Source organism: Pseudophaeobacter sp. 1A16562 (assembly GCF_041008785.1).
Taxonomy (GTDB): Bacteria; Pseudomonadota; Alphaproteobacteria; order Rhodobacterales; family Rhodobacteraceae; genus Phycobacter; species Phycobacter gallaeciensis_A.
Window position 1 is genome coordinate 82,286 of the sequence record NZ_JAXGFT010000017.1, and the last position, 25,118, is coordinate 107,403.

A 25,118-nucleotide genomic window follows, 5' to 3' on the forward strand; every position below is an offset into this window, starting at 1 on the left:
ACGCATGAGTATCCAATTAAGGTTGGTTGCGGGAGCCTGCTGCCGTCGCCATCTACCTCAACCATCCTGCCATGTTTGATCCCATTTGGTGTGAAGGAAGCGGATTGTTCAAAGCTGGAACCCGTGGTCAAATTGTATCCCGGTGGACTTCGCTACATTGCCCTGAAGGCCAAAAGGTATTTTCAACCCGCTCTTCATCGCAGACTATGCCGGTCACAATGTCTTCCTGTGCAACCCTACAATACTCGTGATGCATCCTAATCCTGCTAGAGCACTGCGAGATTCCAGAACAGGCATTCCAGAATAATAGACCGGAGTATTTACCCCGGCCCATCTGTTTACTTGCACTTTGAAGGACCAAATCAGTTTCAGGCTTCACTCAGGCGCACGGTGAGCTCCTCCAGGAACTCCAGGCAGTCCTCTATCTGGCTGATCTCGACGAATTCATTGGGCTTGTGCGCTTGTTCGATCGAACCGGGCCCCACAATGACAGAGGGGATGCCGCCGATCTGTTCGAACACGCCCCCTTCGGAGCCGTAAGATACCTTACCGCCATATTCGGGCATCAGATCCGCCAGCGCGCGAAAACCGGCGCTGTTGCGGGCATCGTTCATCGCCGGATAGGCAAAGATGCGACTGAACGCGATGCCGCACCCGGGCGCACGCGCTTGCATTTCGGCGTTGATTTCACCGGCGCTTTCAATCAGCGCCGCCATCTCTCCCTCCGAGTCATTCTGCCCGATCGAACGCAACTCGAAGGTAAAGCTGCAATGATCCGGGGTCACGTTGGTGGCCACTCCACCCGAGATCATGGTCGCCAGCAAAGTCGCATGAGGCACGGTGAACTCTCCGTCAAACGGCCCCTCGGTCTCGTACGCTGCGGCCCGTTCGGTAATCAGCTGCAACACCCTGCCGGCGTATTCCACCGCGTTCACATGGCGCGGGGAGAAGGACGAATGCCCCGAGGTGCCGGTAACAGTGGCTCGCATTGCGATCTTGCCCTTCTGGCCAGTGACCAGCTCCATGTCGGAGGGTTCGCCAATGATGGCGAACTCCGGCGGCACCGGCAGCGCGGCCAGGTGGCGGGCGATATCCGGCGCGCCAAGGCAACCGACTTCCTCGTCATAGGAGAAGCACAGGTACAGCGGACGCTTCAGGTCTGCCGCGGCAAAGGCCGGTGCGGCGGCCATGACGCAGGCCGCGAAGCCCTTCATGTCGCAGGCGCCGCGCCCATAGAGGCGCCCATCACGCTCATCCATGAGAAAGGGCGGTGTGAGCCAGGTGTCCTCATTGGCAGGAACCACATCGGTATGCCCCGACAGGACAACCCCCGGCTGGTCTTCGGGGCCGAACCGAGCCACCAAGTTTACCTTCTGCCCGCTCTCGTCCGGCAGAAGGGTGATCTCCGCCCCCAACTTCCGGAAGTAGACCGCCATATGTTCAATCAGGGGCCGGTTCGGATTTTTCGACACGGTATCAAATCCGATCAGCGCCCGCAGGTGCTCTTTGGCCTGTTCCAGTTGCGGATGGCTTGGGGCGATGGCTCGCGCTGGCTGGCTCATGAGATCAGGGCCTTTCGTTCTTTGGATTTCTGGATTTCGCGGCGCACGGTCAGGCCCACCACAAAAACAATCAGGGCGGCAAATACCCAGGTGATCGGGGAAGACAGTAGAATGCCCGGCTCTCCGCGCGAAAGCGCCAGCGCACGGCGCAGGTTCTCTTCGATCATCGGTCCCAGAATAAAGGCGATGAGGAAGGGGGCAGCCGGGATATTCAGCAGGAACATGGCAAAACCCACGCAGCCCATCACCAAGAGTACCGTAACGTCGAACATGCTGGACGAGATCGAATAGATCCCGAACAGGCACAAAAGAAGCACCGTCGGCGTCAGCAGGGTTTGCGGAATATGTGCAACATAAGAGAACATCCGCATCGTCAGCTTGCCTGCCCCGAACAGCAACACCGAGGAGAACAGCATGCCGATGAACAGCATGTAGATCTCGTGCATGTTGGTCTGGAACAGCAGCGGCCCGGGGGTCAGGCCCTGGATCATGAAGGCTCCGAGCATCACGCCGGTAATCACATCACCGGGCACGCCCAGCGCCAGGAGCGGGATCATGGTCGCCCCGCAGGCACCGTTGTTGGCGCTTTCGGAGGCTGCAATGCCTTCCAGCTCTCCCTTGCCGAAGTTCTTGCCGTTTTTCGAACTCCGCTGCGCTTCGCCATAAGAGAAGAACGCCGCAGCCGAAGGGCCGATGCCCGGGATCGCCCCCATGATCACGCCAATGGAACTGCCGCGCAGGATCGACTTCAGCGAGCTGAGAAATTCCGCGCGACTGACCTTCTGATCACCCAGCTTAGCGGTCTCCTGATCGGGGGCCGCCCGCATGACGATCATCTTGATCAGCTCGGGCAGGGCAAACAGACCGATCAGAACAGGCGCCACCGACAGTCCCGCCTGCATGTCATCGGTAAAGGCAAAGCGGAAGGAACCGTACATATCCTCTCCCGCAGTGGCCAAAAGCAGGCCCATGGCGGCTGAAACCAATCCCAACAGCAGCGAATTTCCCGACACCCCGGCAACCGTGGTGAGGGCAAATAGCATCAGCATGAAGTATTCCGGGGGCCCCACGTGCAGCGCAAGCATCGCCAGCGGCGCGGCGAGAAAAATCAGCGACAGGTTCGAAATGAAATCGCCGGTAACCGACGAGTAGAGCGCCATGTTCAGCGCCTTACCCGCCTTTCCCTGCTGCGCCAGCGGATATCCATCCAGCGCAGTGCAGGCAGCCGAGGCGGTGCCCGGCGTCTTGATCAGGATAGCCGAAACCGAGCCGCCGTAAGTCGACCCCTTGTAAAGTGCCACCAGCAGCAGGATCGAGGGGACCGGCGCCATGTAGAAGGTAAAGGGCAACGCCAGCGTAACCGCCATGGTACCAGTCATGCCCGGTATGGCGCCGATGATCACACCGCCCCAGATACCTGCGACCATGATCAGGAGGTTTTCAAGCGTGGCGACCGCCTGCAACGCGATCAGAATGTCATTCATCATGGTGTCAGTCCCTTCAGATCCCGATCGCCGTCGTCAGCATCCCTTTGGGAAACTGCGTGCCCAGCGCCTGCTGGAAAAATGTCAGAAGGAGGAGCGGTCCGAGAATGGAAATCGCCAGCGCCCACAGGACGTGACCGTGCTCACCGGTCAGCAGGATGCACAGTCCCGTCAGAGCCATAGCCGCAATGGGAAATCCGGCCAGCGGCACCACCAGAACAAAGCCCGCAAAGGCAGCAGCGGCGCCCAGCGCCCGAAGCACCATGGTGGCAACAGGAGCACCATCGGTCTCGATCAACTCCTCGTTTGGCAGGCCGCGTCCCAGAACTGCCTGCACAATGGCCAGGAGGCCCAGACCGGTTCCGATAAGTGCCACCGTACGCGGCCACATATCGGGCGGAGGGGCAAATCCGGGAATGAATGCGGGGCGCGGCACATAGACCGGGATCAGCACGGCGGCCACAAGGGCAAAAAAGGCTGCGATCAAAAGGCCGCGAAAGAGAGGTTTGGTCATCGCTCGATCTTTCGCTGTAGGAGGAGCAGCCCCGCCCGCCCGAATGGGAACGGGGCCGCTCCGGTCTTGTGAGTGAAAGCGCTGGAGGCTTATTCGGCGGGCAGGTAGCCGAACTTTTTCGCCAAGCCGTTGAACAGTTCGTACTGCGCCTTGGCATAGGCGGGCATGTCCACGGCGCCCACGGTCGAGATTGACCCGCGGCGTTCGGCCAGAGTCAGCCAAGTCTCATCTGTAGCCACTTGGCCCAGCACGTCCTGCCATTTGGCAATCACGTCTTCCGGCAGGTCCTTGGGTGCATAGAGCGCACTCCAGCCGGTGACTTGACCAGCCTGCTCGTATCCCAGCTCAGCCGCAGTCGGGACCTCGGGCAGCTTGTCCATACGCTTGGGAGCAAAGACCATCAGCGGCTTCATGCTTCCGCTCTCGATATGCGGCATCAGCGAACCCGCCGAGATCGCCAGAAAGTCCACGTGACCACCCAGCAGCGCGGTCGCCAGTGCTCCGCCACCCTTGTAAGGCACCAAGGTCGCAGCAGTCAGCGGATCCAGACCGGCATCCGACAGCAGCGATTGCACGGTGAACCCATCGATTGCGGTCGCGCCGGAGGCCGCATAGGCCATGCGGCCCTCGGACTCTTTTACCGCGGCAACCAGATCTTCCGCGCTGTCATAGGCGGCATCGCCCTTCACCGCGAGGATCATCGGCGTGGCTTCCAGGCTACCCACGAAGGTGTACGCGTCCCAATCGACTGAAGCCTGCGGGTTCACGGCCGGGGTCAGCGCCATGCCAACGCGGGCCAGCAGCATCGTGTATCCGTCCGCATCCGCTTCGGAAACGAAACGCGCGCCGTTCATGCCGCCGGCGCCAGGCTTGTTCACCACGGTCACAGGCTGTCCCAGGTAGGGCTTTGCACTTTCGGAAAGGGCACGGCCTGCCAGATCGGAGGCACCGCCGGGGCCATAGGGAACCACCAGGGTCACGGCCTTTTCGGGATAGTCAGCTGCCATGGCAGCGCCAGCGACCATCGAGACGGCCAGGGCAAAGCCTGAGATGAATTTTTTCATGGTATCCTCCCACAAAGCGGCCGGGAGCCCGACCGGAGTTTACGATGGGGATCCTGTTCCACAGTATTCAAATATTGACAAGGATCACCTCTAGTATGCAAAAAATGCATACTGAGGGGAGCAACAAGATGATCAAAGTGCGAGAACTCGAGGCTTTTGATGCTTTCATGCGCCTCGGCAGCGTGCAGACTGCTGGTGAATTCTTGGGGCTGGGTCAGCCAGCCGTCAGCCGCCTGCTTAGCGCTCTTGAAGAGCACGTGGGCTTTCCTCTTTTTCTCAGGAAACGCAACCGCTTGGCCCCAACACCCGAGGCCTTTCAATATCACATGACGGTGCAGCGTGCCCTCGCCGCCATGCGCGACATTGAAGAGGAAGCAGCCGCTATCGCGAATAAGCAACTCGGCCATCTGGTGATCGCCGCCCAACCAGTATTCTGCGATACGTTTCTGCTGGATGCCATCGCCGTATTCCGCCGCAGTCACCCCGGTGTCAGCATCCGCTTGGTCGATGTCGGAATGGAGGAAATGATGCGCATGATCGCGGAACGCAGTTGCGATCTGGCGCTGGGGATCACCCTGGAGGCCGAATCTTTTGGCGCCACGGCCCGCACCTTGGCCCGCTGCGAAGCGCGTTGCATCCTGCCAGTGGATCACCCTTTGAACCAGCCGGGTGAAATCCCCCTGCCCCGCCTGCGGCGCGAGAGCTTTGTCGATCTGGCCCCGGGCAGTCCACTGCGCACCCGAGTCGATTACCTCATGCAGACCATCGACGTGCAGCGGAACATCACCGCCGAGATGCGCAACCTGCGCGGTGTGGTCAAACTCGTGGAAATGGGATTAGGACTCGCCATCGTTGATCCCGTGGCCTGCCGCCTGTTGGATCCAGCCCAAGTAGTGGACCGCCCGCTCCTGCCCTCCATCGCTTGGGACATCGCCCAATTCACCCCCCGCGACCGCCCGCTCAGTGCGGTGGGCCAGGCGTTTTCTGACGTAATCGCCACCGAAATCGCACGCCTGCGTAGCCAAGGCTTGGTGCTTTGAGCGTGGCATCTGACCCCGACAACGGCATCGGGATACCACGCTCGATGGCTTCGATATTGGTGCACAACGCCAATATGAAACAGGATATGGTAGACTTTCTCAGCCCAAAGCGGCCCCGTGCCTCGTGACCACTCAAGCAGTGTCAGCCCATGCATTTTCGGGTGGCAAGTGGATATTCTCTGCGGTTGCGAGAGGATCGAACGGCCGGTTTGACCCGCAGGGGGTCGATGTACCGTGTCTGGAGCGTCGAGCCCTCCTCTGCGTCGGCGCAGGTCCGCTTCGAGCCCATTTCGACCTTGCCCTAGTGCGCCGCCTTTGAATCGTCTGGCGCGAACCGGACCTTCGATCAATGCTAAGCAAAAAGTTGCCACTGCGACTAGAAAGTTTGTTGGCTCCGCCGGATCTCGAGTACGCTCTAGGTGCGCGCGTTCGTCGGTGAGGAGATTTTTCAAAATGCCCATTTTAGACCGCAGAACCTTTGTCCGTGCCAGTATTGCTGGAGCAACGGCACTAACGCCCGTGGGGCGGGTCATGGCGCAGACGGGTTCGCTTCAGGACGTCGGAAGCCTCTTCGTGGCTTCGCCAAAGGCTACCATCTATACTGCTCGAGAAATCGTAACGCTCGACCCGGCACGGCCCGCCGCGGAAGCGGTCGCAGTCGTGGACGGGCGCATCCTCTGGGTTGGCAGCCTTGAGGATACCGTCGCGATCCTCGGCGATCAGTCCTACGAGGTCGACACGACCTTCGCCGATCACGTGATTGTTCCGGGCTTCGTGTCCCAGCACGATCACCCGGTTCTGGCCGCGCTCAGCATGTCGTCCGAGATCCTGTCGATCGAGGACTGGGTCCTGCCGACGGGGACGGTCCCTGCCGTGAAGGACAAGCAGGACTTCATCGACCGGCTGACAGCCGCCGTGGCCGCGCGGTCCGATCCCGACGAACCCGTACTGACCTGGGGCTACCATCCTTCCTTTTACGGACCTCTGACGCGGGCCGAACTCGATGCTATCAGCACGACCCGGCCGATCCTCGTCTGGGGGCGTTCCTGCCACGCAGTTCTTCCTCAACACCGCCACGTTGGAACGCGGCGGTCTCACGCAGGAGGCATACGACGCCTTTTCCGCCTCGGCCGGGGAGCAGAGCAGCTTCGAGGACGGCCATTTCTGGGAACAGGGGATGTTCGCCGTTCTGCCGTACATCGCCACCATGGCTGCCAGTCCCGAACGGCTTCAGGCGGGGCTGGAAATCGTAAGGGACTACATGCATTCGAAGGGCATCACGATCGGCAACGAGCCCGGGGGCATCCTTTCCAGGCCGGTGCAGGACGGTGTGAATGCTGTCTTCTCCAGCCCCGACATGCCATTCCGCTGGTCCTTCATGCCCGACGGCAAGAGCCTCGTCGGGATGTACGACGATGACGCACAGGTCATCGCCGAGACCGAAAAGCTCGCCTCCTGGTACGGCGGCATGACTAGCACGACGTCCAGGCAAGCGAAGCTGTTCGCGGATGGGGCGATCTATTCCCAACGCATGCAGGTGCGCGAGCCCTACCTGGACGGTCACAGCGGCGAGTGGATGATGGACAGGGACGTCTTCGAGCGCGCCTTCCGCATTTACTGGGATGCGGGGTACCAGATCCACATTCACGTGAACGGCGACGAGGGCCTCAACCGCGTCCTTGACACGCTCGAGGCCAACCTGCGGCGCAACCCGCGCTATGACCACCGCACGGTGATCGCCCATTTCGCGGTGAGCGGCGCCGACCAGGTGTCCCGCATCAGAAAGCTCGGAGCGATCGTCAGCGGCAATCCCTACTATGTCACGGCGTTGTCCGATCAGTATGGCGAGGTCGGGCTCGGCCCCGAACGCGCGAACGAGATGGTGCGTCTCGGCGACCTCTCGCGCGCGGGTGTCCGGTGGTCGCTTCATTCCGACATGCCGATGGCGCCGGCGGATCCGTTGTTCCTGATGTGGTGCGCGGTGAACCGTCTCACCACCTCGGGCCGCGTCGCTGGCTCCGATCAGCGGGTGACGGTCGAGGAGGCGCTGCGCGGCGTCACCATCGAGGCTGCCTATTCGCTGAAGCTGGAAGACGAGATCGGGACCATTTCCCCCGGCAAGCGTGCGAACCTGACGATCCTCGATGCGAATCCTCTTTCGGTCGATGCAATGGAAATCCGCAATATCGGCGTCTGGGGCACGGTCATGGAAGGGCGCATGCTTCCCGCAGGAGAGCCAGAGCGGAAGGCCTCGCTCGAACTGCCGGGAGGACCGCAAGTCAAACAGGAATTCACGGAGGCCGCCCTCCATCATGCGCTGACGGTCGCCCATGGCGTGCATTGATCCAAATCTGCGAGGGAGCGCATATGAATGTTGAACGCAAAGTACTGGCTGTCTTGTTCATCGCGGTCGGCGCAACGATGACCGGCTGTTCGCAGGATGAGGCTAATGGCGAGCAACCGGGAGCAACCGGCCTTTCCAATCCCGCCGCGGTCTACTGTGTCGACAAAGGCGGCACTTATGAGATCCGCCGCGCCGATGACGGTTCAGAAACCGGCGTCTGCATTCTCGCGGACGGAACCGAAGTGGATGCCTGGGCTTACTTCAGGGATCAGTAAACCGACTGGTCACGAAGTAAACAGCTATGCAGCCATCCATGGCGCCGTTGAGTAACGGCCAGTTTGGGTCATTCGCAAAATATTGGATGTCTCCCTGCATGGTCTGGAAAGTCCCGCTTGCCTTCCGTCAAATGATATTTGCAGACTGCACTTGCGGCGAAGGTCTGCTCTTTCCATTGCTCATGCAGCATGTGAACGCCGCCCAGCTGCCAAATCCCGCGACTTTGCAAATGTCACTATCTGCGCTTCGCTGACTTCTGCACTGATTGCAGCATCGCCCTGGTCAGCTGAGCGGAGCCGAAGGTCCGCTCTTCGGAAACCTCTCGCGCCTGCAGCAGAGCCTGCGCTGCGCCCTTCTGGAAGGTCGTATTTGGGCTCTTAGCGGACATTCGCCCCCATGTGCAGCTTTGCCGACACGACTCAAGGCCCGGTGTGCGGACAGACCGGACTTTGATATGTGCGGCCAATCACGGGTTGTCTCAGGTTCTAAGCCGTTTTCTGCGCATTGAGGCCTCGCCGTGTTCAGCAGCCATTCCCGTTGTCGCGCAGCGCCGCGACGCGCTCCTTGAGGGCCTCGTTCATCAGCACATAACCCGGCTCGATCGCATCCAACTCGGCGAAGGAGATGAACAGGCCGGAAAACACCTCGGTATGGTGCAGTCGCGCGCAGGTGGGGGACAGGCTTTCCAGATCAAAACGGTGAACGCCGCGAAAGATGCCGACCGGGCCGCCACCCCACACCAGACTCTTGCCTCGATCGTATTCCATCAGGCGCGGGTTCACAGTCACTGCGGTTCCGTTGGGCTTCTCGACGTGAACTGCAAGATTCTGGCCGATCTTCATCTCGCCCTCGACGCGAACGTGATATGGGTTCCACTCAGGATAGGCGTCGGTGTCGGCCAAGATGTCCCAGATCACATCGGCGGGTGCCGGAATGTCGATCGAGGTGTTGATTTCAAGGCGGGTAAGGCTCTTGGTCGTGTCGGCCTGCAGTGGGAGGGCGGCACTGGTAATTGAGAGCGATGCAATGATGGGTTTCAACATGTCAATATTATTTCCCTTGGTTGGATTCGATATGGTCTGTTAGCCTGCCGGGCGGTCCGGATTATTGAAAAATTCCGCCAAATGCCGAAGAGAATGGCAGGGCCGGTACTCACTCCTTGGCGAGGAACCTCGCAACGAGACCGGGCAGAAAGCGATTGAGCCGCATCACGAGCCTCGACTTGCCCGGCGCTACCAGCGTCGCGCCCTGCGCAACACCGGCGATGATGGCGGCAGCCATGTCCTCGGGAGAGAGCTTGCCGTGGCCCCGGCCCGCGGTCATGTCGGTGGCGACGACTGGAGGGATCACTTCGACCACCGCGATGCCTTTGCCGCTCATCTGATGTCGCAGGGCGCGGGTGAATGAGGACAGACCCGCTTTCGTCGCCGAATAGACCGGGGCCGAGGGCTTGGGGTGCAATGCCACCAGCGAGGTGACGTTGACCACCGTGCTGCCCGCTCCCCGCAGGAAGGGCATGAGCGCCAGGCTCAGCTTGATCGGACTTGCAAGGTTCAGGGCAATCTCCGTGTCGATGGTTGCCGGCTCAATGAAACCTGTCAGCGCGATCTCGTTCTGGATACCCGCATTGTTGATCAGGATGTCAACGCCCTGCCCCCATTCCTCGATCGCCCTGACTAGGCGAGCAATCCCCGCGTCGGTGGCAAGGTCGGCGGCGAGCGGCTGGATATTACTCCTACTTGCCTTGGGAAGCGACCGCGCGACGGCAATCACCTCGTCGCCCTGCGCGGCATAGGCATTCACCAGCGCGGCTCCGATTCCACGGCTGGCGCCGGTTACGACAATGGATTTCCGAATATACTGCATCGTGTGCCCTTTCGATGTGAATGGACAAGACACTCGCTATCGGGTGTCTGGATTTATTGAAGTATTGCGCCATCACCCGCGAAAACACACAGCCGCAAACCTTGGCGGGATTGTTCAATAATCTCCGGTGCAACGATGATAGAATGGCGCTGGATACTCTGACACAGGACCAGGTCGAAATGGAAAAGTTTACCTACTCCGGGCTGGTCGCTCTTCTGGCTCAAGCCATCGCTGATCAGGCCCCCGAGCTTCTTGAAGGCGCCACCATTGCCGACCCGATGAGAGGTGCCTTGGCTGATGTCGGCCAAAAGCAATCGCTCGTGCAGCGCGTTATGGAGCGCCACGGTCCGGGATTGCTGCTTAGCGTCGGACAGTACCTTGATACTGCAGCGGAAACCCCGGCCCTTACCGTCATGAGACGCTCGGCAACTCCACGGGTGCTGGCCGAAAAGTTCATGCGCCTTGAGCGCTACTACCATTCCTCTCACAATACCTGGATCGAAACGCATTCCAGCGCTTTTCTGTGTGCGCGTACCAGCCGGGACTGCCCTGCGACGGCAGGAGAAAACTGCCTGATCGCCGGGCTTCTTCTCGGCCTAGTCATGGCCATCGGTGCGCAGGAGTGCCGGTTGGAAATTGGCGGAAAATCCTTAAGGCCGCACGACCTGCGCGATGCCACATTCGCACCGGCAACGGAGACAGCGCGCTGCCACATCACCTGGACTGCGTTGAACGGCCCCAGCGATCAAGGATCGCCGACCTTGCCCGGCGCGGGCGACGCGCGCCTATCTGATCGTCTTGCCGCATTGTTCGAAACCGATCTCGGCCGTTCCTGGAAAAGCTCCGATGCAGCCAAGCTGCTTGCCCTGTCCGAACGATCTATGCAGCGGCGCCTCCTTGGTGAATCCCAAAGCTATTCGCGCGTGCTTCGGCGCGCGCGGATGAAGGCGGCTGCCATATACCTCGTGGAAACCGATACCAGCCTTGCCGAGATCGGCTATTGCTGTGGCTACGCCGACCAGGCCCATTTCCAGCGTGATTTCCTGCGCACGGCAAATGTCACGCCGCGCCAGTTCCGTCTTGTCAACCGAGACGCCGAAGGGGTGGTCTGATGATCCCGTATGGGACTGCGTCAGTCATGAACCACTTCTGACAACCATCTGCTAGGTTCCTCGCCTCGCCAGATGAAAAAGCGGTAGACTGGGCTCCACTGCCGACATTGAGGGCAAAATGCCGCGTTTGACAGCTTGAATGTCCGGTTCCGGGAAGTCGAGGCGCGATTTGTGCATGTGCGGCAACGAGAGCCAACCTCGCTTCGCATCGGTCACTTTGGGCTGGGAGCGGGCCCCGGTGTGACTGACCAGGGCGGGTGACAGAGTGTTTCGCGCAAAATCACACGCCGCATTGCCGCTGGTCCGCTTGGAGCCCCAACCGGTCAGCCCAGTATGCTTTCAACGCATCTCTTGTCGACCGTGCCAACAGATAAAAAGACAGCGATGTATTCAGTATCCGTGCTCGTCAGGGCGCGTTTCACTACCGTTGAGACATAGCGAGAAACGTAGTCCTCTTCTCCGCCCTATACGGCGGCAGGGTCACAGACTGCAAGTATCAACTCCATACCTGGTCTTCCCCCACTGAAGTGGTCCGCCGTTATGTTTAGGAAAACGGAGGGCCAGAATGGCTACGAAACGACACAAGCCAGAAGAGATTGTCACGAAGCTGCGGCAGGTTGAGGTACTTGTCGGACAGGGCGCGACACGCGTGGATGCGATCCGCGAAGTTCGCATAACTGAGCAAACCTATTATCGCTGGCGCAAGCAATATGGCGGTATGGGAACCGACCAGCTCAGGGAACTCAAACGCCTCCAGAAGGAGAACGAACGGATTAGAAAGGCCGTCTCGGATCTGACGCTGGACAAGCTGATCCTGGCAGAGGCAGCAAAGGGAAACTACTGAGCCCCGCTCGCCGCCGTGCCTGCATCAATCACGTCCGCACCCGGTTCCGGCTGTCCGAGCGGCGCGCCTGTCGTGTCCTGGGGCAGCACCGATCCACGCAGAGGAAGGTGCCGCAAGGCCGGGCCGACGAAGCACGGCTGGTCGCGGACATGATTGAGCTGGCACGCCAGTTCGGCCGTTACGGCTATCGTCGCATCGCGGCTCTGCTGAGAGATGCGGGCTGGGAGGTGAACGACAAGCGCGTCGAGCGCCTATGGCGGCGAGAGGGGCTAAAGGTGCCAATGAAACAACCGAAGAAGGGACGGATCTGGCTGAATAACGGATCATGTGTCCGGCTGCGCCCCGAGTATCGCAACCACGTCTGGAGCTATGACTTTGTTCCTTGCCGGACCGATGATGGAAAGGTCTTCCGGACGCTCAACATCCTAGACGAGCACAGCCGGGAGTGCTTGGCGATCAAGGTGAAACGCAAGCTGAACTCGGGTGACGTGATCGGCGCCTTGAGCGATCTGTTCATCATGCGAGGCGTCCCGGTTTACATCCGGTCCGACAACGGCCCTGAGTTCGTAGCTCAGGCCGTCCAGGATTGGATCAAGGCTGTCGGCGCCAAGACCGCTTACATCGAACCTGGGTCACCTTGGGAGAATGGCTACTGCGAAAGCTTCAACGCCCGGTTCCGCCCCTCTCGGCAGCATGCGTTGCATGCGCCTGCCGGGCAATGGATGAACTGCTGAACGGGGAAGTCTTCTACAGCCTCCGGGAAGCGGAGACCGCTGATCAACAGTGGAGGAAACACTACAACACGAAACAACCACACAGTGCTTTGGGCTACCGCCCTCCAGCCCAGGAAACCATCGTACCGATGGACCCAAGACTGATCATGCACTAACAATTAAGCTGGACCACTCAGGTGGGGCCGACCACCGGCGCTTTCCCGCGCTCAAAGCCCGACACTCAAACTGAACGTTAGGGCAAACTCGCTGCGCGTTTCATTGGTGGTTTGCCACCACAATCTCCCTGCATTCAACGACAGAGTTGCACGCCCCGAAATATCGGCGTTGATCCCTGCGCCAAGGCCAACCGCCAGTCGCGTATTCCGCAATGCGCCGGTGCTGTTTCCGGTCCAGCGGACTGCGGCGACATCCCCCATCAGCTGCGGTGTGAAGCGCCAGTTGCCGAAGGTCCAGTCAGAAACAGTCAGGGTGTTTTGCAGCGCGAGACCATGATCGCCGTAGACGGAAACATCGCCAAACCGAACGGCGTTGCCTGACACCGCGTTAAATTGCTGTGATTGCAACAGCTTGCCTGTCGCCATCTGTCCACGCGCCGCAATCGACCATGTCCCACCCACCGGAAGCGCCATTGACTGCGAGAACCGCGGCCGCAGGATGGCATAGTCAGCTGTGGCCCCTGACCTTGCGGCATTGAACCGGGCGTCGGAATTTCCGCCACTAAAGTCACCAGGGCTGAGCAGCAGATCCACCCCGTAGCTGCGCTGCCCCCGCTCGAGCCTCCGCGCGCGGCTCCAACCAGCCTTTAGATAGGCCAGGTCCACATCCGTTCGCGAAACTGGAATGCCCGCGAATTGCAGCTCGTATTCCTCGCTGGAGACCTCAACGCCGACATACCAGTCCTGCTGCTCTCCGGCTTTCGTGCCAAGGCCTGGCGCGTGATAGGTCAGGCCAAAGCGCGCAGTCGACTGGACCTGACGGAAAACCCCCGAAAACTCGTTTTTTGGCTTGGTGTAATAGGCCGATGCCTGGAGCCTTCGCCCGCCCCGCAGGAAATGGCTGAATGTCAGCGTATGAGCGATGGAGGTGGAGTTGTCCGGATCCGCACCCAGATCGTAGCGCAGCACATCTCCTCTCCCCAGCACATTCCCTAAAACTGCGCTGCCATTCAGGTTCGTACTCGTTTCACCATCAAAAACGTCCGTGCTGAACCCCAGCGTGAAGTCATAGGGTCGCTGCTCTTGCGTCACCAAGGTGAGCGCCGTGGTGGCGGGCTCCCGGCCCGGCGCCGAGACGAGTTTCACATCACGATAGGGATTGGCGTTCAGCAGGGCGACATCAGCTTCCAGGATCTCGGCATTGATGGTCTGTCCGGGTTGCACGCGTATGGCGCGGCGATAGTCTTCGGCTTTGAAATACTCGGCACCGTCCACCGCCGGCGCCTGCGCAAGCCGCGAGGGCTGCACCAGGATCGCCACGGTGCCATGGGTGATGTCCTGCTCGGGCAGGGTCACCAGGGTGAAGGGGTAGCCCGCTTCGCGGAAGTGCAGCCGCACATAGGCCACCAGCCTGTGGAGGCTTTCCAGCGAGGCCGGGCGGCCGATGGTGCCTTGCAGGCGCGCGGCCAGGGCGGCCTCGTCGGGCGCCTCGAGCCGCTGAGAGATTTGCACCCCGGTTTGGCGGCTGGCGGTGGTGCCCGGCGCACGGGCCACCAGGGCCAGGCCGTTAAGTCGGGGCAACAGGGCCTCTTCGCCTGATAAGGCCGCAAGCTGCGGTGCGGGGCCTTGCTGCGCCGTGACGGGCAGCGCGGGCACAAGGGCCAGCAGCGCACCGCAAAGGAGGGCCAAAAGGCCCGGGGTCTTGGTCATTTTCATTGGTCTCAGTTCCCGCCCAGCGTGGCGCCGGTGGCCAGTTCGCTCATGATCAGGGCATGCATCGCGGGTGGCACGTTGCCCGGATAGAAGTTGTCGGGGTGAAGGCGCTCCATGAAGAAGGCCAGTTCCGCCTCGCGGTTGGCGGCTTCGGATTGGGCGATGCCGCTTTGCACGCCGATGATGGCCGCGGTCAGGAAGATCCCACCGGCCACGCCCGCTGTCGAAGCAGTGACGGTGCTGCCGAACACCGCCGACATCTTGTTGAGGGCGAGGTTGGCCGCAACGACAGCCGCTTTGCTCGAAGCATTGCTCGTGATGATCGCCCCCAGGGGCGCTGCCTGTGCCGCCGTATGGGCGACATAGGCGATCGGCACGGCAGCCGCGCCGCCGGCGAAGCCTGCGACACTTGCCCCGCCGCTGATCGCCAGCATCTGGTCGCCCAGATCGCGGGTGTAATTGCCCAGCACGCCGTCCAGCACGTAGCCAGCCGGAGCCTTGGCGACCAGCCCGCCCAGGGTAGCGTTCTCCGAGGCGCGCCGGGCGTCATCCTGTTCCTTGGCCGCGACCAGGTCCCAGTACATCTGGTTGGCCATGCGGCGCGCCCGGTATTCGTAGCGCCCGCGCAGCAGGGTTTCGGCCTCGGTCAGGCTGCCGGGATCGGCATTGACCAGCGCCTGAATGTAACCGTCCATCGCCTCCATCAGCACGCTGCCTGCACCGGGTTCGGCCAGCGCCCGCGCCATAAAGGCGTCGCCGCTGATCCTGCCGTTGCGCAGGTCGTCGATCAGGTAGATCATGTCGGTGCTCAGGGCGCCTGTCTGGATGCCGCCGATCAGGTAGTTCGAGAAGACCTCAACCAGGGTATCCGAGGGCTCGGTCGTCAGATCGTCCATCAGGCCCGCCGTCAGGGGCGAAACCACGTCGGGAGCCTTGGTCAGCGTGTATTCGACGTGGCTGAGGTCGCAGACCCCGTCCACCATGACCTTGCCGAGGGATTCACAGGCCTCGGGGTCGACGATCTGTCCCTGGTCGTTGGTGGCGATGAAGTTGTCCATCACGACGCTGGTCGTGGTCGATTCCACCTCGGTGTCGATTTCGATGAGCTCGATGATCTGATTGTTCTTGGTGATCACGTCGCCCAGCTCTCCGACATAGGTGATGTCGTACTTGCGATCCGCATCCGGGTCCTCGGTCCGCCCGTCCAGGGTCACCACCACCTGAAGCACATCCGCAACGTTGTTGCCGGGGATCACGCTGAGCGACTCGTCGCCGATATAGGCCAGGCCCAGGCCGTTGCCGTTCACCAGCCGCCCGCCGACCAGCGTGCCGCCCTCGTAGACGAGACCGGGGTAGAGCTCTTCGCGCTGGTAGTCCGCGGCCAGCTCTCGCAGGATGTCATGGGCGGCGATGTAGATCTGCCGCTTGATGACCTCCATCGCGCCGCGGCCGACACGGATGAAATAATTGTCCATCGGCTTTTCGCCATTGGCAAGGACTGCGGGTTGATAGCTGAATGCCACCACATCTTCCTTGCGCCCGTCCGGCAGGGAAAACTCGCTGAGCAGATATTGCGGACCGTATTGGACAAAGAGGTTTTGCAGAGTTTCGCCGTTCTGCAGCCCCTCTACCGTGTATGTGGCATTCGGCCTCTCGGCGTAGGCCACGGTCACATCGCTCATATCGATGGTCAGGGGCGCTGGCCGCACGTTCACATCGCCGATAACCTGACTCAGGACCTCGTAGTTGTCGTTATGGAAACGACCCGTGACCTCATAGGTGCCGACATTGGCATGGGGATCCGCACCTGCACTGAAGAACCCGCCGCCATTCAGGACGTCCTCCAGCGTATGCCCCGGCGCCATGTTGCCGATCTCGACCTGCACTGGGCCTGCGTCGCCATAGGTCCGGTTCTGCTCCGGTACGATTACAGTGATACGGCGCGGAATGATCGTCAGAGTGCCCCGCGCAGGGCTGGCCAGTTCATAGTTGTTATCCTCAATCAAACCGGTGACGGTATAGGTGCCCACATCCGTCAGGGCATCGTCATGCACGCCGTCGAAGCTGAAGCCGTCAATATCCGCCAGCGTATCCCCATTTACCAGTCCAGAGACCGTCATGTTCGGCGTACTGGTGTTGCCGAAGAACCTTTGAAAGCGCGAGATATAGCCGCGCACCTTCCGGCGTGTGACGGTGGCGGCACCTGGTGTCACATCGGCCAACGTGTAGTTGACCACATCCGCCCCAAGCTGCGCAGTGATCGGGCGGCTTTGCCCGGCATCAAGACTGCTGTCAGTGATTGCAGAGGCGTAGCTCAGCCCAAGATCTTGAATACTGTCCCAGGACCGCAAGCCCGTGGCGGTGGTCCCGGAAACCTCGAACGCGCTGTCGCCATAGGCGCGGAACGCATCGCCAACGCTCAGGTTCAGCTCAGCCGGGGTGACCGTCAGGGTGGGCGTATTTGCCGAGGTTAGTCTGTAATTGGGATTGGACAGGCCCGTGATGTTGACCGCGTAGCCATCTGTCACCACATCGGCTTCGGCGGCAAACCCATCAGAAGTTGCTTGCAACGAACCAAGGTCTGCCACTTGGTCCTCCAGTTTCAGCCCTACGGCGTCAAAGCTTAGCCCCGCGCCATCCAGGAGGTCGCCATATTCCTTTGCCAGGTTCTCAGCCGTGATGGTCAGCGGAGCGGGCGTGATGGTCAGCGCGCTGCCACTGAGGCGCGGTTCGATGGTGTAATTCCGGGCCGAACCACTGACCCGCACACCGTAGGTGCCAACATCCGATGTGCGGTCAGCATCCGTTGCAAAGCTCAAATTGACGTCGGACGCGTCATCTCCATTGCGCCAATAGGTCCCGGCGGTGGGCGTTGCGGAAAAGACGGGATTATCCTCGCCGTATTCCCGGCTGGTCGCGTCGACCGCCAGGCTGAGCGGCGCAGGCGTGATATTCAGGCGCCCCGGCACAATGCTCACATCGTAGTTCGACGCACTGCTTCCCGCCGCCGAAGCCGCGCCAGAAATCGCGTAGGTGCCGACATCGCTGGCCACCGTCGCGGCAGTGCTTTGGCTGACGGTGAAATCCTCTTCATGGGACGACCGTACAAGCCCCTCGAAAGTCGGATCGAGAAATCTGTTGGTTTCCCCATAAATGCGATTTCTGTCGCGCAGGCGGATGGTCAACGGGCGCGGCGTCACAACCAGCTCGTCAGTGGCGCCATTATCGACGAACCGGTAATTTCCGAAAGTTCCTGCAGTAAAGATCGCATCGTATCGGCCAACGTCCGGTGTGCCGCCCGCACCCGGCACCGCTGCTTCAGCATTTTGCAAACCAAGACTGTGCGCCGTATCCCCATTACGAAAACCCGTGAAGGTCACAGGAATGCGGAAATTGTCCCCATATGTCACTGTGGTTGTGACCGGAGAGGCAATCAGCTCCGCCGGTGTCACCGACAGCTTACCCGGCACAAAGGAAAAACCGGTATAGGTGGAAGAGGTTAGCTCCAGATCACCGTGGCCAATCGAAATCTCGTAACTGCCAATATTGCTTTCGGTATCTGCGGCGACGGACAACGCGGGCGCCCCGGTGGTTACCGCGTCGAAGGTGTCGCTGCCGACCAAACCCTCGACCGAAAAGGTCAGCGCACCATTCGCGCTCCCGTAGGCGCGGCTGACGTCATCTGCCGTCAGCGTCAGCTGCCCCAGCCCCGACAGGTAAAAGATCCGGCTGGTACCATCCGCAGGCAACCCCGAGGGCGGCGCGGACGCATAGCTTTCCTGCGTGACCTCGGTCAGAGACAGATCGGTCGCGAGGGTCGTCTGGGACTTGTTGGTGGAATAGGCCAGCAGGCGTTGGTTCGCACCGGCATCCAGCCCGGCAAAGGCGCTTGCAGGCGCCTGGCTCTTGATGTCGCCGTTGGTGGAGGCCAGCACAAGATCCAGCGCACCCGAGGTCGCCGGAGCGGAGAGATCGAAGTCCGCCCCAAGAGAGAGGTCACCGTCCGTCACGATGGACAAGCCGGTCAGGTCGGTGCCAGCGAGGCTGCCGTTGACGGTCAGCCCATCCCCATCATTCACCAGCGTCAACGCGCCAGAGAAGCCCCCGCTCCCGGCGTTCAGCAGATTGACTTCGCCGATAGTATTGGCTGCATTCCCGAGGTTCACGTCACCGGAAATCGCCGTGCCGAAATCGAGGTCGACCGCCTGCGCGGAAAGAGCAATCGAGCCCAGATCGACAGAAGCAAGGCCCGCACCACCAGAGGCCCCGATGGAAATCCGGTTGGCCGTGATCGGGTTACCGCCAATCCCCGGGAAACCGGGGAAGGCCGAAGGACCTTGAATGCTGCCCTGGGCCAGCAGCGACAGGTCCCCCTGCTGAAGATTGATCACCTCTTCAAGGATGATGTCTTGTCCAGCTGTCAGGGTCAGGTTGTTGGTACTGCCAGCGGTCGTCTCGACTGGGGCCCTACCAAAGATGCTGCCGCTTGCCTGCAGGACTACATTGGTTGTCTCAAGCAGCCCCTCGACAGTTTCCGCCAATACTTCGGATCCGGCAAAATCAGGATCCCACACACCCGAGCCCGGCTCCGGGGTGACGGTGCCGCTGCCCGTGTCGACGACGGCTGCTTCGCCCTGCATACGCGCGTCAACAATCAACAGATCGTCCGGGTCCAGAAGCAAAGTACCCGCGCTGCCCGTTTCCGCACTGAGATCCACCGAGGACGGTCTAAAATCCAGCCTCTCCTGCCCGGAGACCTCGGCAAACCCGCCGTCACCGCTATCGGCTCCGCCGGTTGCTTTGATACTGCCCTGAAACGAGGTCAGACCGTCAGACCACAGAATAACCCTGCCACCGTCCGCTTCCCCGGCACTGGCCGACACATCGAAGACTGCCGTGTCTCTCACCGTCAACGTTTCGGCATTCTCGATCGCGGCATCACTCCCCTGGAACCCACCACCGGCATAGATCTCGCCGCCGGAGCCATCCTGATTGCGGGCCTCCTGTGTGCCTGACACCTCCAGGGAGCCACCACCCGAACTCAGCAGGATGCGGCCATTCCTGCGCTCAACGCCTGTCGCACGCACGGTTCCGCTCTGATTGATCGCAAGATCGTAAACCGACCCGCCAGCGGCCTTCAGCTCTGCCTGCGCAGCCTTGATAACGCCCTGATTGTCTACGCCGCGACCGCCAATCTGCAGGCCTGTATCAATGTGCAGAATCTGGTCATCCGCAGGCCGCAACCATGCCGCGGACCCCGCGCCAAGCGCCGCGGTCCCGGCCTTGGCTCTCAGGGTGCCAAAGTTTCCGATCCGCGGCGCAACCAGAACGACGTCACCCGCCTCGCTTTCGATCACACCCCGATTGATGACGGCGCCAGAGCCATCGCCGTTGAGACGCAGATCGCCCCCGCGCATGAACATGGAATCCTCGATATCCAGAGTGGAGGCCACGAAACCTCCGCGCGATGCGATCCGGCCCGTCTCACCGATAACCACGCCATCCGGGTTCAGCACGAACACCTGTCCGTTCGCTGTGAGACTGCCGTCGATCTGCGAAGCCCCTGCCCCGCCTGTCACCCGGTTGAGGATGGCGGCATGCTGACCCGGCTGAAGGTAGGAAACCGACTCCTGCGTTCCGACGTCAAAACTCTGCCAGTCTATAACGGCCCGATTGCTTCTCTGACGGATCGTTGTGACCCCGCCGCCACCTGAAGAAATCCGAGCACTGCCCGAGGTGACTGCACCGCCTTTTGGCCCAGCCAGAGCCTGCGCCCCGGTCATCGCGCACAACATTGCGACCATCGCCACATACGATGCGCAGTTTCTCAGATAAAAAGCATATGTCATCAATTCACTCAGGCAAAATTTCAAAACTCGCAGGTTTTTAATTTTGCCTTGAATTTCAAACAATTCCCATTTGGGGACCCCGCTGTAATTTAACGGGCCAGAGCCTCTGCCAGTGGTCCGCGGCGATCTGCTGCCGGGATCTCGTAGTCTGCACCGGCAGCGGCAGCCAACAGCCAATCCCACTCGGCCTTGATCATCGAATGGCCCATCCCTTTGATGATATGCAGCGTCGCGTGCGGCGCTTTCTCCGCAAGGGCGACCGCACCTTCCACCGGGTTCATCCGATCACAGTCCCCCTGGAACAGATGCAACGGCACCTGCAACTCCGACAGATCGAAACCAAGGTTGCGCCCGATGTGACGATGTTCCTGGATGACGCCGTCAAAGCCCGACGCCGTGCGCTCTTCGAGCATCATTTGCACGCTCTTAAGCAAGCTCGGCGCCCGCAAGATCGCTTTTTCATGATCGCTCGTCGCCTCGGCGATGGCCTTTTCTGCGAACTTGCCGGGGTCCTGAATCACCGACTTGCACAGGAATGGGATCAACCAGCGCAAGACCAGCGGAGAGCGGCGCCCAATCACTGCGGAAATCTTGTGGAGATAATTCCCGGCGGCGCTTCGCTCGGTCTCCCGGTCGGGATTATGAACCGCTGCCAGCACAACCCGGTCACAGCGGTCCTGCAACGCGGCAGCAACATTGAGCGCACTGACCGCGCCAAAGGAATTGCTAATCAGCGCGAACCGGTCGATCTCGAGGGCCGCGCACAACAGACGCACATCCTCTGCATCCCCGGCCGCCGATTTGCGCCGTATGAAGGTCGACCGGAACGTTCCCGGCCGACAGGGAACGATCAGCCGCGCACCAAGGCGGTTCAGCACCGCCTCGAACACCTCCGGGAAACGCAGCACATCCAAACCTACCCCAGACAGTGCATCGTAATGAATGATCGGATAGGCACCCGCAGCGCCAAGCGCGAAATACTCGATCACGCCCCCCTCGGGGCGTTCGATCTGGCAACGCACCGCAGATCGTTCGGTCTGAGAGAAATCAGCGTCAATGACTGACAGCGGGTTCTGCAAGGCGGCGCGGATCAGTTCGGCCTGTCCTGACAAGCCGAGCGTCTGGCAGATATCCTTGAGGTAGGTGCGCGCACTCTCATAGCTCAGGTCAACGGCCGTTGCGGCCTTGCGCAGGTCTGCATGTTCAAGAAAGGCCCCAAGGAACTTGCGCCGCCCCGCCGTGAGCCCGTAAGTCGCACCAAGGTTGGCTGCAATACGCTGCGGGTCTCGTGTCAGACGCAGACGTGCCCAGACTACCCGCGCAGGCAACCCGAGCTTTCGAACCAGATCAGGCCCCAGCAGGATTTCCTCTGCCGGATCATCTCCTTTACCGGCAAGACGCATTGGGTTCTGCGTCGCCGCGTATTGGCTGCGGAGCGTTTGCGGAAGAACATCTCGCGCCAGCCCTGCGCTATCGTCCCCGTCTGTAAAACTCCCCGCTGTGGCATCGGTAAAAATCGGCTCCGGCGGCAGTTCGTGGCCATCGCTATCAAAAAGCTGAAAAGACAACGACAGGCTGGCCAGAAGCTTGCGCCCAAGATCACTTTCATCCCGCGCGGCACTTAGACGATCCGATATCTGCATGGCGCGCTCGACATGCTGCCGCAGATCCTCCAGCTGCTCCGCACTCTCAACACCTGCCACATCCCCCGCTGCCATGAGAGCTTCAATCCGGCCAATCATCTCGGCCCAGCGGGAATTGTCGAGGGCGACATCGTAGACCATATGCGATAGCTGTGTCATGTCGGCCTTCGAACGAGGATCAGAAGAAGAAAGCGCAGTGTCGGTGCCCGGTTTGGACATACTTGGTTCGGTCTTGTTCACGGGGCCTCCCAGCCAAAGCTTCCCGGCCGCCACGGGGAATCCAGTCATGCGGGCGGCGCCGACCCTAGCAGAAGCGCATCCCAAATGCCCACATGGCTAATGTCCAGTTCGGACCGTCCGTGAAGACGGCCCAGTTTGCTAGATCTCAATCGCCTCTGCGATCGCAAGAGCTTCCTCAAGATCAACATCCAGATACCTAACTGTGCTGTCCATCTTGGTGTGTCCCAACAGCAGCTGGACGGCACGCAGATTGCCGGTCTTTTTGTAGATCTGCGTCACCTTGGTGCGACGCATCGAGTGCGTGCCATAGGCACTTGCTTCCAACCTTATCGATGTAACCCAGTCGCGGACGATCCGAGCATTTGGGCGGGTCGAGATATGAAGGCGCTCGTGAAGTCGGCCTGGCCAGAGGTATTCGGAGCCAACCATCAGCGGGTCTAGCATCCATCTGTCGAGAGATGCCCGCGTGCCTTCTGAGATTTCGAAACGGACAGGTTTCTGCGTCTTGCTTTGTAGAACCGACGTGCGTTCCTTGATTTTGCCGGATGTCATAACCTCCAAGACAACCCGACGTTGACGCGTGCAGAATACCATACGATGCAGCAACGCCTGCGGGGTATGGAAAGAGCCCACCTTGACTGACGCTGCCTAGGGAACGAAGGTCCACCAAGCGCAGGAAGTGCCCTCTGCAAACTTGGCCGTTTTACGCAACCAGCTGAGGGTTTGTGCTGCGGTGCAGTTCGCTGTTTCTGCCGTTCACTGCGACTGCGAGGTTCTGAAGCCGTGATCTCACACAGTGCGGACGAAACAGCCGCTCAGACGGTGGCCCAAGATGCCCATTCGATTGAGGTCTGCCAGGACCCAAATAGAAATGAGCGATAGCAGACGCTGCAAAGTCGGATTTTACGTGTGAGGGCAGAAGGTTCTGTAAGTTCTGATCTGCGGTTCGGCCAGTACCCGGTTATGGCCGCGCAGTCCCTAATGGCCGATGCCTGCTACGACTGTGAAGGACGACCTACAAGGTGACTTTATGGCTGCATTTGTCACCCGGATCTCTGACGTCGCGCACATGCCTAGAATGGGTGCTTTGAGAGGTAACGTCCTTTGGATCGGATGCGCACGGTATCTTGCCTCTGCTGTCACCTGGTCCCAAAGTGCAATAACACTCACCTGGAGGAAACCGATGCCTGTCTTGAACCGCTTCGCCGAAATGTTGCCAGAAGTTTCAGCATGGCGGCGCGATATCCATGCCCATCCCGAATTGCGTTTTCAGGAGCATCGAACGGCGGCGCTTGTGGCATCGAAACTCAAGGAATTTGGCTGCGATGAGATTGTGACGGGCTTCGGTGAAACCGGTGTAGTCGCTGTGATCAACGGCAAGTCAAACACTTCGGGCAAAACCATCGGGTTTCGCGCAGACATGGACGCCCTTCCGATTCAGGAAGCAACAAATTTGCCTCATGCCTCGACCGTTCCGGGGAAGATGCACGCCTGCGGGCATGACGGGCACACATCAATGCTCCTGGGCGCGGCGAAATACCTGGCCGAGACGCGGAATTTTGACGGCAGGATAGTCTTGGCCTTCCAGCCCGCCGAAGAAGGTGGCGGTGGTGCGCGGGCGATGATCGATGCCGGGTTGATGGAGCGATGGGGTGTCGAAGAAGTCTACGGCATGCACAATATGCCGGGGATGCCCATCGGCGAATTTGCGGTGCGCAGCGGGCCTCAGATGGCCTCTCCGGACAAGTTTGAAATCATCGTGCGCGGAAAGGGTGGCCACGGTGCCATGCCACACAAGAGCGTTGATACAACATTGGTGGCGTCGCAGATCGTTGTGGCCCTGCAATCCATCGCATCACGCAACATCGATCCCATCGACAACGTGGTGGTCTCGGTCTGCGGCTTTCGGACAGAAACGGACACATACAATGTAATCCCGGATTCCGTTCACATGCGTGGCACGGTTCGGACGTTCGAACCCGGGGTTCAGAAGCTGGTGCGGGCCCGCATCGATGCGCTGGCGACGGCCACGGCAACTGGCTACGGCGCGGTTGCTGAAGTCACGCATATCTCCGGCCCACCTGCGCTGGTGAACCACGCGCGGGAAGCGGATCTTGCCGCAGAGGTTGCCCTCGAGGTCTCTGGTGTAGCGCATCGTGATCTGAAGCCAATCATGGGGGGAGAGGATTTTTCCGAGATGCTCCTGGAACGCCCTGGGGCATATCTGTTCATAGGCAATGGCGACAGTGCCGATCTTCACAACCCGTCCTATGAGTTCAATGACGAGGTCATTCCCTTCGGCTGCAGCTGGTTTGTCGCAATGGCAGAACGGCGCATGCCGCTGGCATAGACATTACGGCCGGATACCTTGTTGATCGCCTCGCTGGCATCTTATCGCTTCCTAGCAGTCAGTTTTCCTGTGGGTGAGATCGCCACTGACAATCCCAAAGGTTTGTATAGACTTAGCCGCCCGCCCCTACTCCGATTGACCTGCCCCCCGAAATCTCCCGCACTTTAATGTAGAGTTTGCTCAACCTCTTGATGGAGCAAACAGATGCTGACCTGCCCCCCGAGGCTCCCTTATTCATAACGAGAGTCTGCGGGTCTGGTTTTCATATTCTCCGTCGTCTGATTGGGCAAGCGCGCCGGGCGCGGAGCCCTCAAATTGCTCAAGCGTC

14 protein-coding genes and 2 pseudogenes are annotated in these 25,118 nt (G+C 60.4%); 6 read left to right on the top strand and 10 right to left on the bottom strand.

The annotated features are described in order from the left end of the window. Nucleotides 1–368: 368 nt before the first annotated feature. The 4 genes from argE to SM764_RS19645 all read right to left on the bottom strand — a co-directional run bounded on the left by argE (nucleotide 369) and on the right by SM764_RS19645 (nucleotide 4,624). A complete protein-coding gene (gene argE / locus SM764_RS19630) occupies nucleotides 369–1,562 on the bottom strand; it encodes an acetylornithine deacetylase (RefSeq protein ID WP_369002535.1) in 1,194 nt (397 codons plus the stop codon). Continuing rightward, nucleotides 1,559–3,049, bottom strand: coding sequence for a tripartite tricarboxylate transporter permease (locus tag SM764_RS19635; RefSeq protein WP_274835138.1), 1,491 nt, complete (start codon nucleotides 3,047–3,049; stop codon nucleotides 1,559–1,561). Before SM764_RS19635 ends, argE begins: the two co-directional genes overlap by 4 nt. Nucleotides 3,050–3,062: 13 nt before the next feature. Continuing rightward, entirely contained in the window at nucleotides 3,063–3,560 is a 498-nt protein-coding gene (locus SM764_RS19640; RefSeq protein WP_369002536.1) for a tripartite tricarboxylate transporter TctB family protein, read from the bottom strand. A gap of 89 nt (nucleotides 3,561–3,649) precedes the next feature. After that, complete coding sequence (locus SM764_RS19645; protein WP_274835140.1) at nucleotides 3,650–4,624, bottom strand: Bug family tripartite tricarboxylate transporter substrate binding protein; 975 nt, start codon at nucleotides 4,622–4,624, stop codon at nucleotides 3,650–3,652. Nucleotides 4,625–4,668: 44 nt separating this feature from the next. Between SM764_RS19645 and SM764_RS19650 the strand changes: the two genes are divergently transcribed. The 3 genes from SM764_RS19650 to SM764_RS19660 all read left to right on the top strand — a co-directional run bounded on the left by SM764_RS19650 (nucleotide 4,669) and on the right by SM764_RS19660 (nucleotide 8,283). Beyond that, on the top strand, nucleotides 4,669–5,664 hold the full coding sequence (locus SM764_RS19650; RefSeq protein WP_369002538.1) for a LysR family transcriptional regulator: 996 nt from the start codon (nucleotides 4,669–4,671) through the stop codon (nucleotides 5,662–5,664). Between the two features lie 1,003 nt (nucleotides 5,665–6,667). Continuing rightward, nucleotides 6,668–8,008, top strand: a complete 1,341-nt coding sequence (locus tag SM764_RS19655; RefSeq protein WP_368948674.1) for an amidohydrolase — start codon at nucleotides 6,668–6,670, stop codon at nucleotides 8,006–8,008. 23 nt (nucleotides 8,009–8,031) lie between these two features. Further along, nucleotides 8,032–8,283, top strand: a complete 252-nt coding sequence (locus tag SM764_RS19660; RefSeq protein ID WP_274838742.1) for a putative hemolysin — start codon at nucleotides 8,032–8,034, stop codon at nucleotides 8,281–8,283. Nucleotides 8,284–8,805: 522 nt separating this feature from the next. Here the strand turns inward: SM764_RS19660 and SM764_RS19665 are convergent. Next, nucleotides 8,806–9,327 (bottom strand): SRPBCC family protein, encoded by a 522-nt coding sequence (locus SM764_RS19665; protein ID WP_368948673.1) that lies wholly within the window; start codon nucleotides 9,325–9,327, stop codon nucleotides 8,806–8,808. Between the two features lie 109 nt (nucleotides 9,328–9,436). Then, nucleotides 9,437–10,150, bottom strand: coding sequence for an SDR family NAD(P)-dependent oxidoreductase (locus SM764_RS19670; RefSeq protein WP_369002539.1), 714 nt, complete (start codon nucleotides 10,148–10,150; stop codon nucleotides 9,437–9,439). Nucleotides 10,151–10,170: 20 nt separating this feature from the next. Here SM764_RS19670 and SM764_RS19675 point away from each other — a divergent pair, with 20 nt between their 5' ends. Together SM764_RS19675 and SM764_RS19680 are read left to right on the top strand one after the other, a co-directional pair. After that, nucleotides 10,171–11,262: a helix-turn-helix transcriptional regulator gene (locus SM764_RS19675; protein WP_369002540.1), complete on the top strand. Its 1,092-nt coding sequence runs from the start codon at nucleotides 10,171–10,173 to the stop codon at nucleotides 11,260–11,262. 565 nt (nucleotides 11,263–11,827) lie between these two features. Then, nucleotides 11,828–12,995: pseudogene (locus tag SM764_RS19680) on the top strand (IS3 family transposase). A gap of 51 nt (nucleotides 12,996–13,046) precedes the next feature. Here the strand turns inward: SM764_RS19680 and SM764_RS19685 are convergent. From SM764_RS19685 to SM764_RS19700, 4 genes and pseudogenes are all read right to left on the bottom strand, one after another. After that, a complete protein-coding gene (locus SM764_RS19685; RefSeq protein WP_369002541.1) occupies nucleotides 13,047–14,705 on the bottom strand; it encodes a ShlB/FhaC/HecB family hemolysin secretion/activation protein in 1,659 nt (552 codons plus the stop codon). 11 nt (nucleotides 14,706–14,716) lie between these two features. Continuing rightward, nucleotides 14,717–20,557 (bottom strand): MBG domain-containing protein, encoded by a 5,841-nt coding sequence (locus SM764_RS19690; protein ID WP_369002542.1) that lies wholly within the window; start codon nucleotides 20,555–20,557, stop codon nucleotides 14,717–14,719. Between the two features lie 89 nt (nucleotides 20,558–20,646). Continuing rightward, nucleotides 20,647–22,359: a bifunctional helix-turn-helix transcriptional regulator/alpha/beta hydrolase gene (locus SM764_RS19695; protein WP_369002543.1), complete on the bottom strand. Its 1,713-nt coding sequence runs from the start codon at nucleotides 22,357–22,359 to the stop codon at nucleotides 20,647–20,649. Nucleotides 22,360–22,578: 219 nt separating this feature from the next. Then, nucleotides 22,579–23,004 (bottom strand): annotated as a pseudogene (locus tag SM764_RS19700) (tyrosine-type recombinase/integrase); the annotation flags it as partial. 619 nt (nucleotides 23,005–23,623) lie between these two features. Here SM764_RS19700 and SM764_RS19705 point away from each other — a divergent pair. Continuing rightward, entirely contained in the window at nucleotides 23,624–24,790 is a 1,167-nt protein-coding gene (locus SM764_RS19705) for a M20 aminoacylase family protein (RefSeq protein WP_274834398.1), read from the top strand. Nucleotides 24,791–25,118 lie beyond the last annotated feature (328 nt).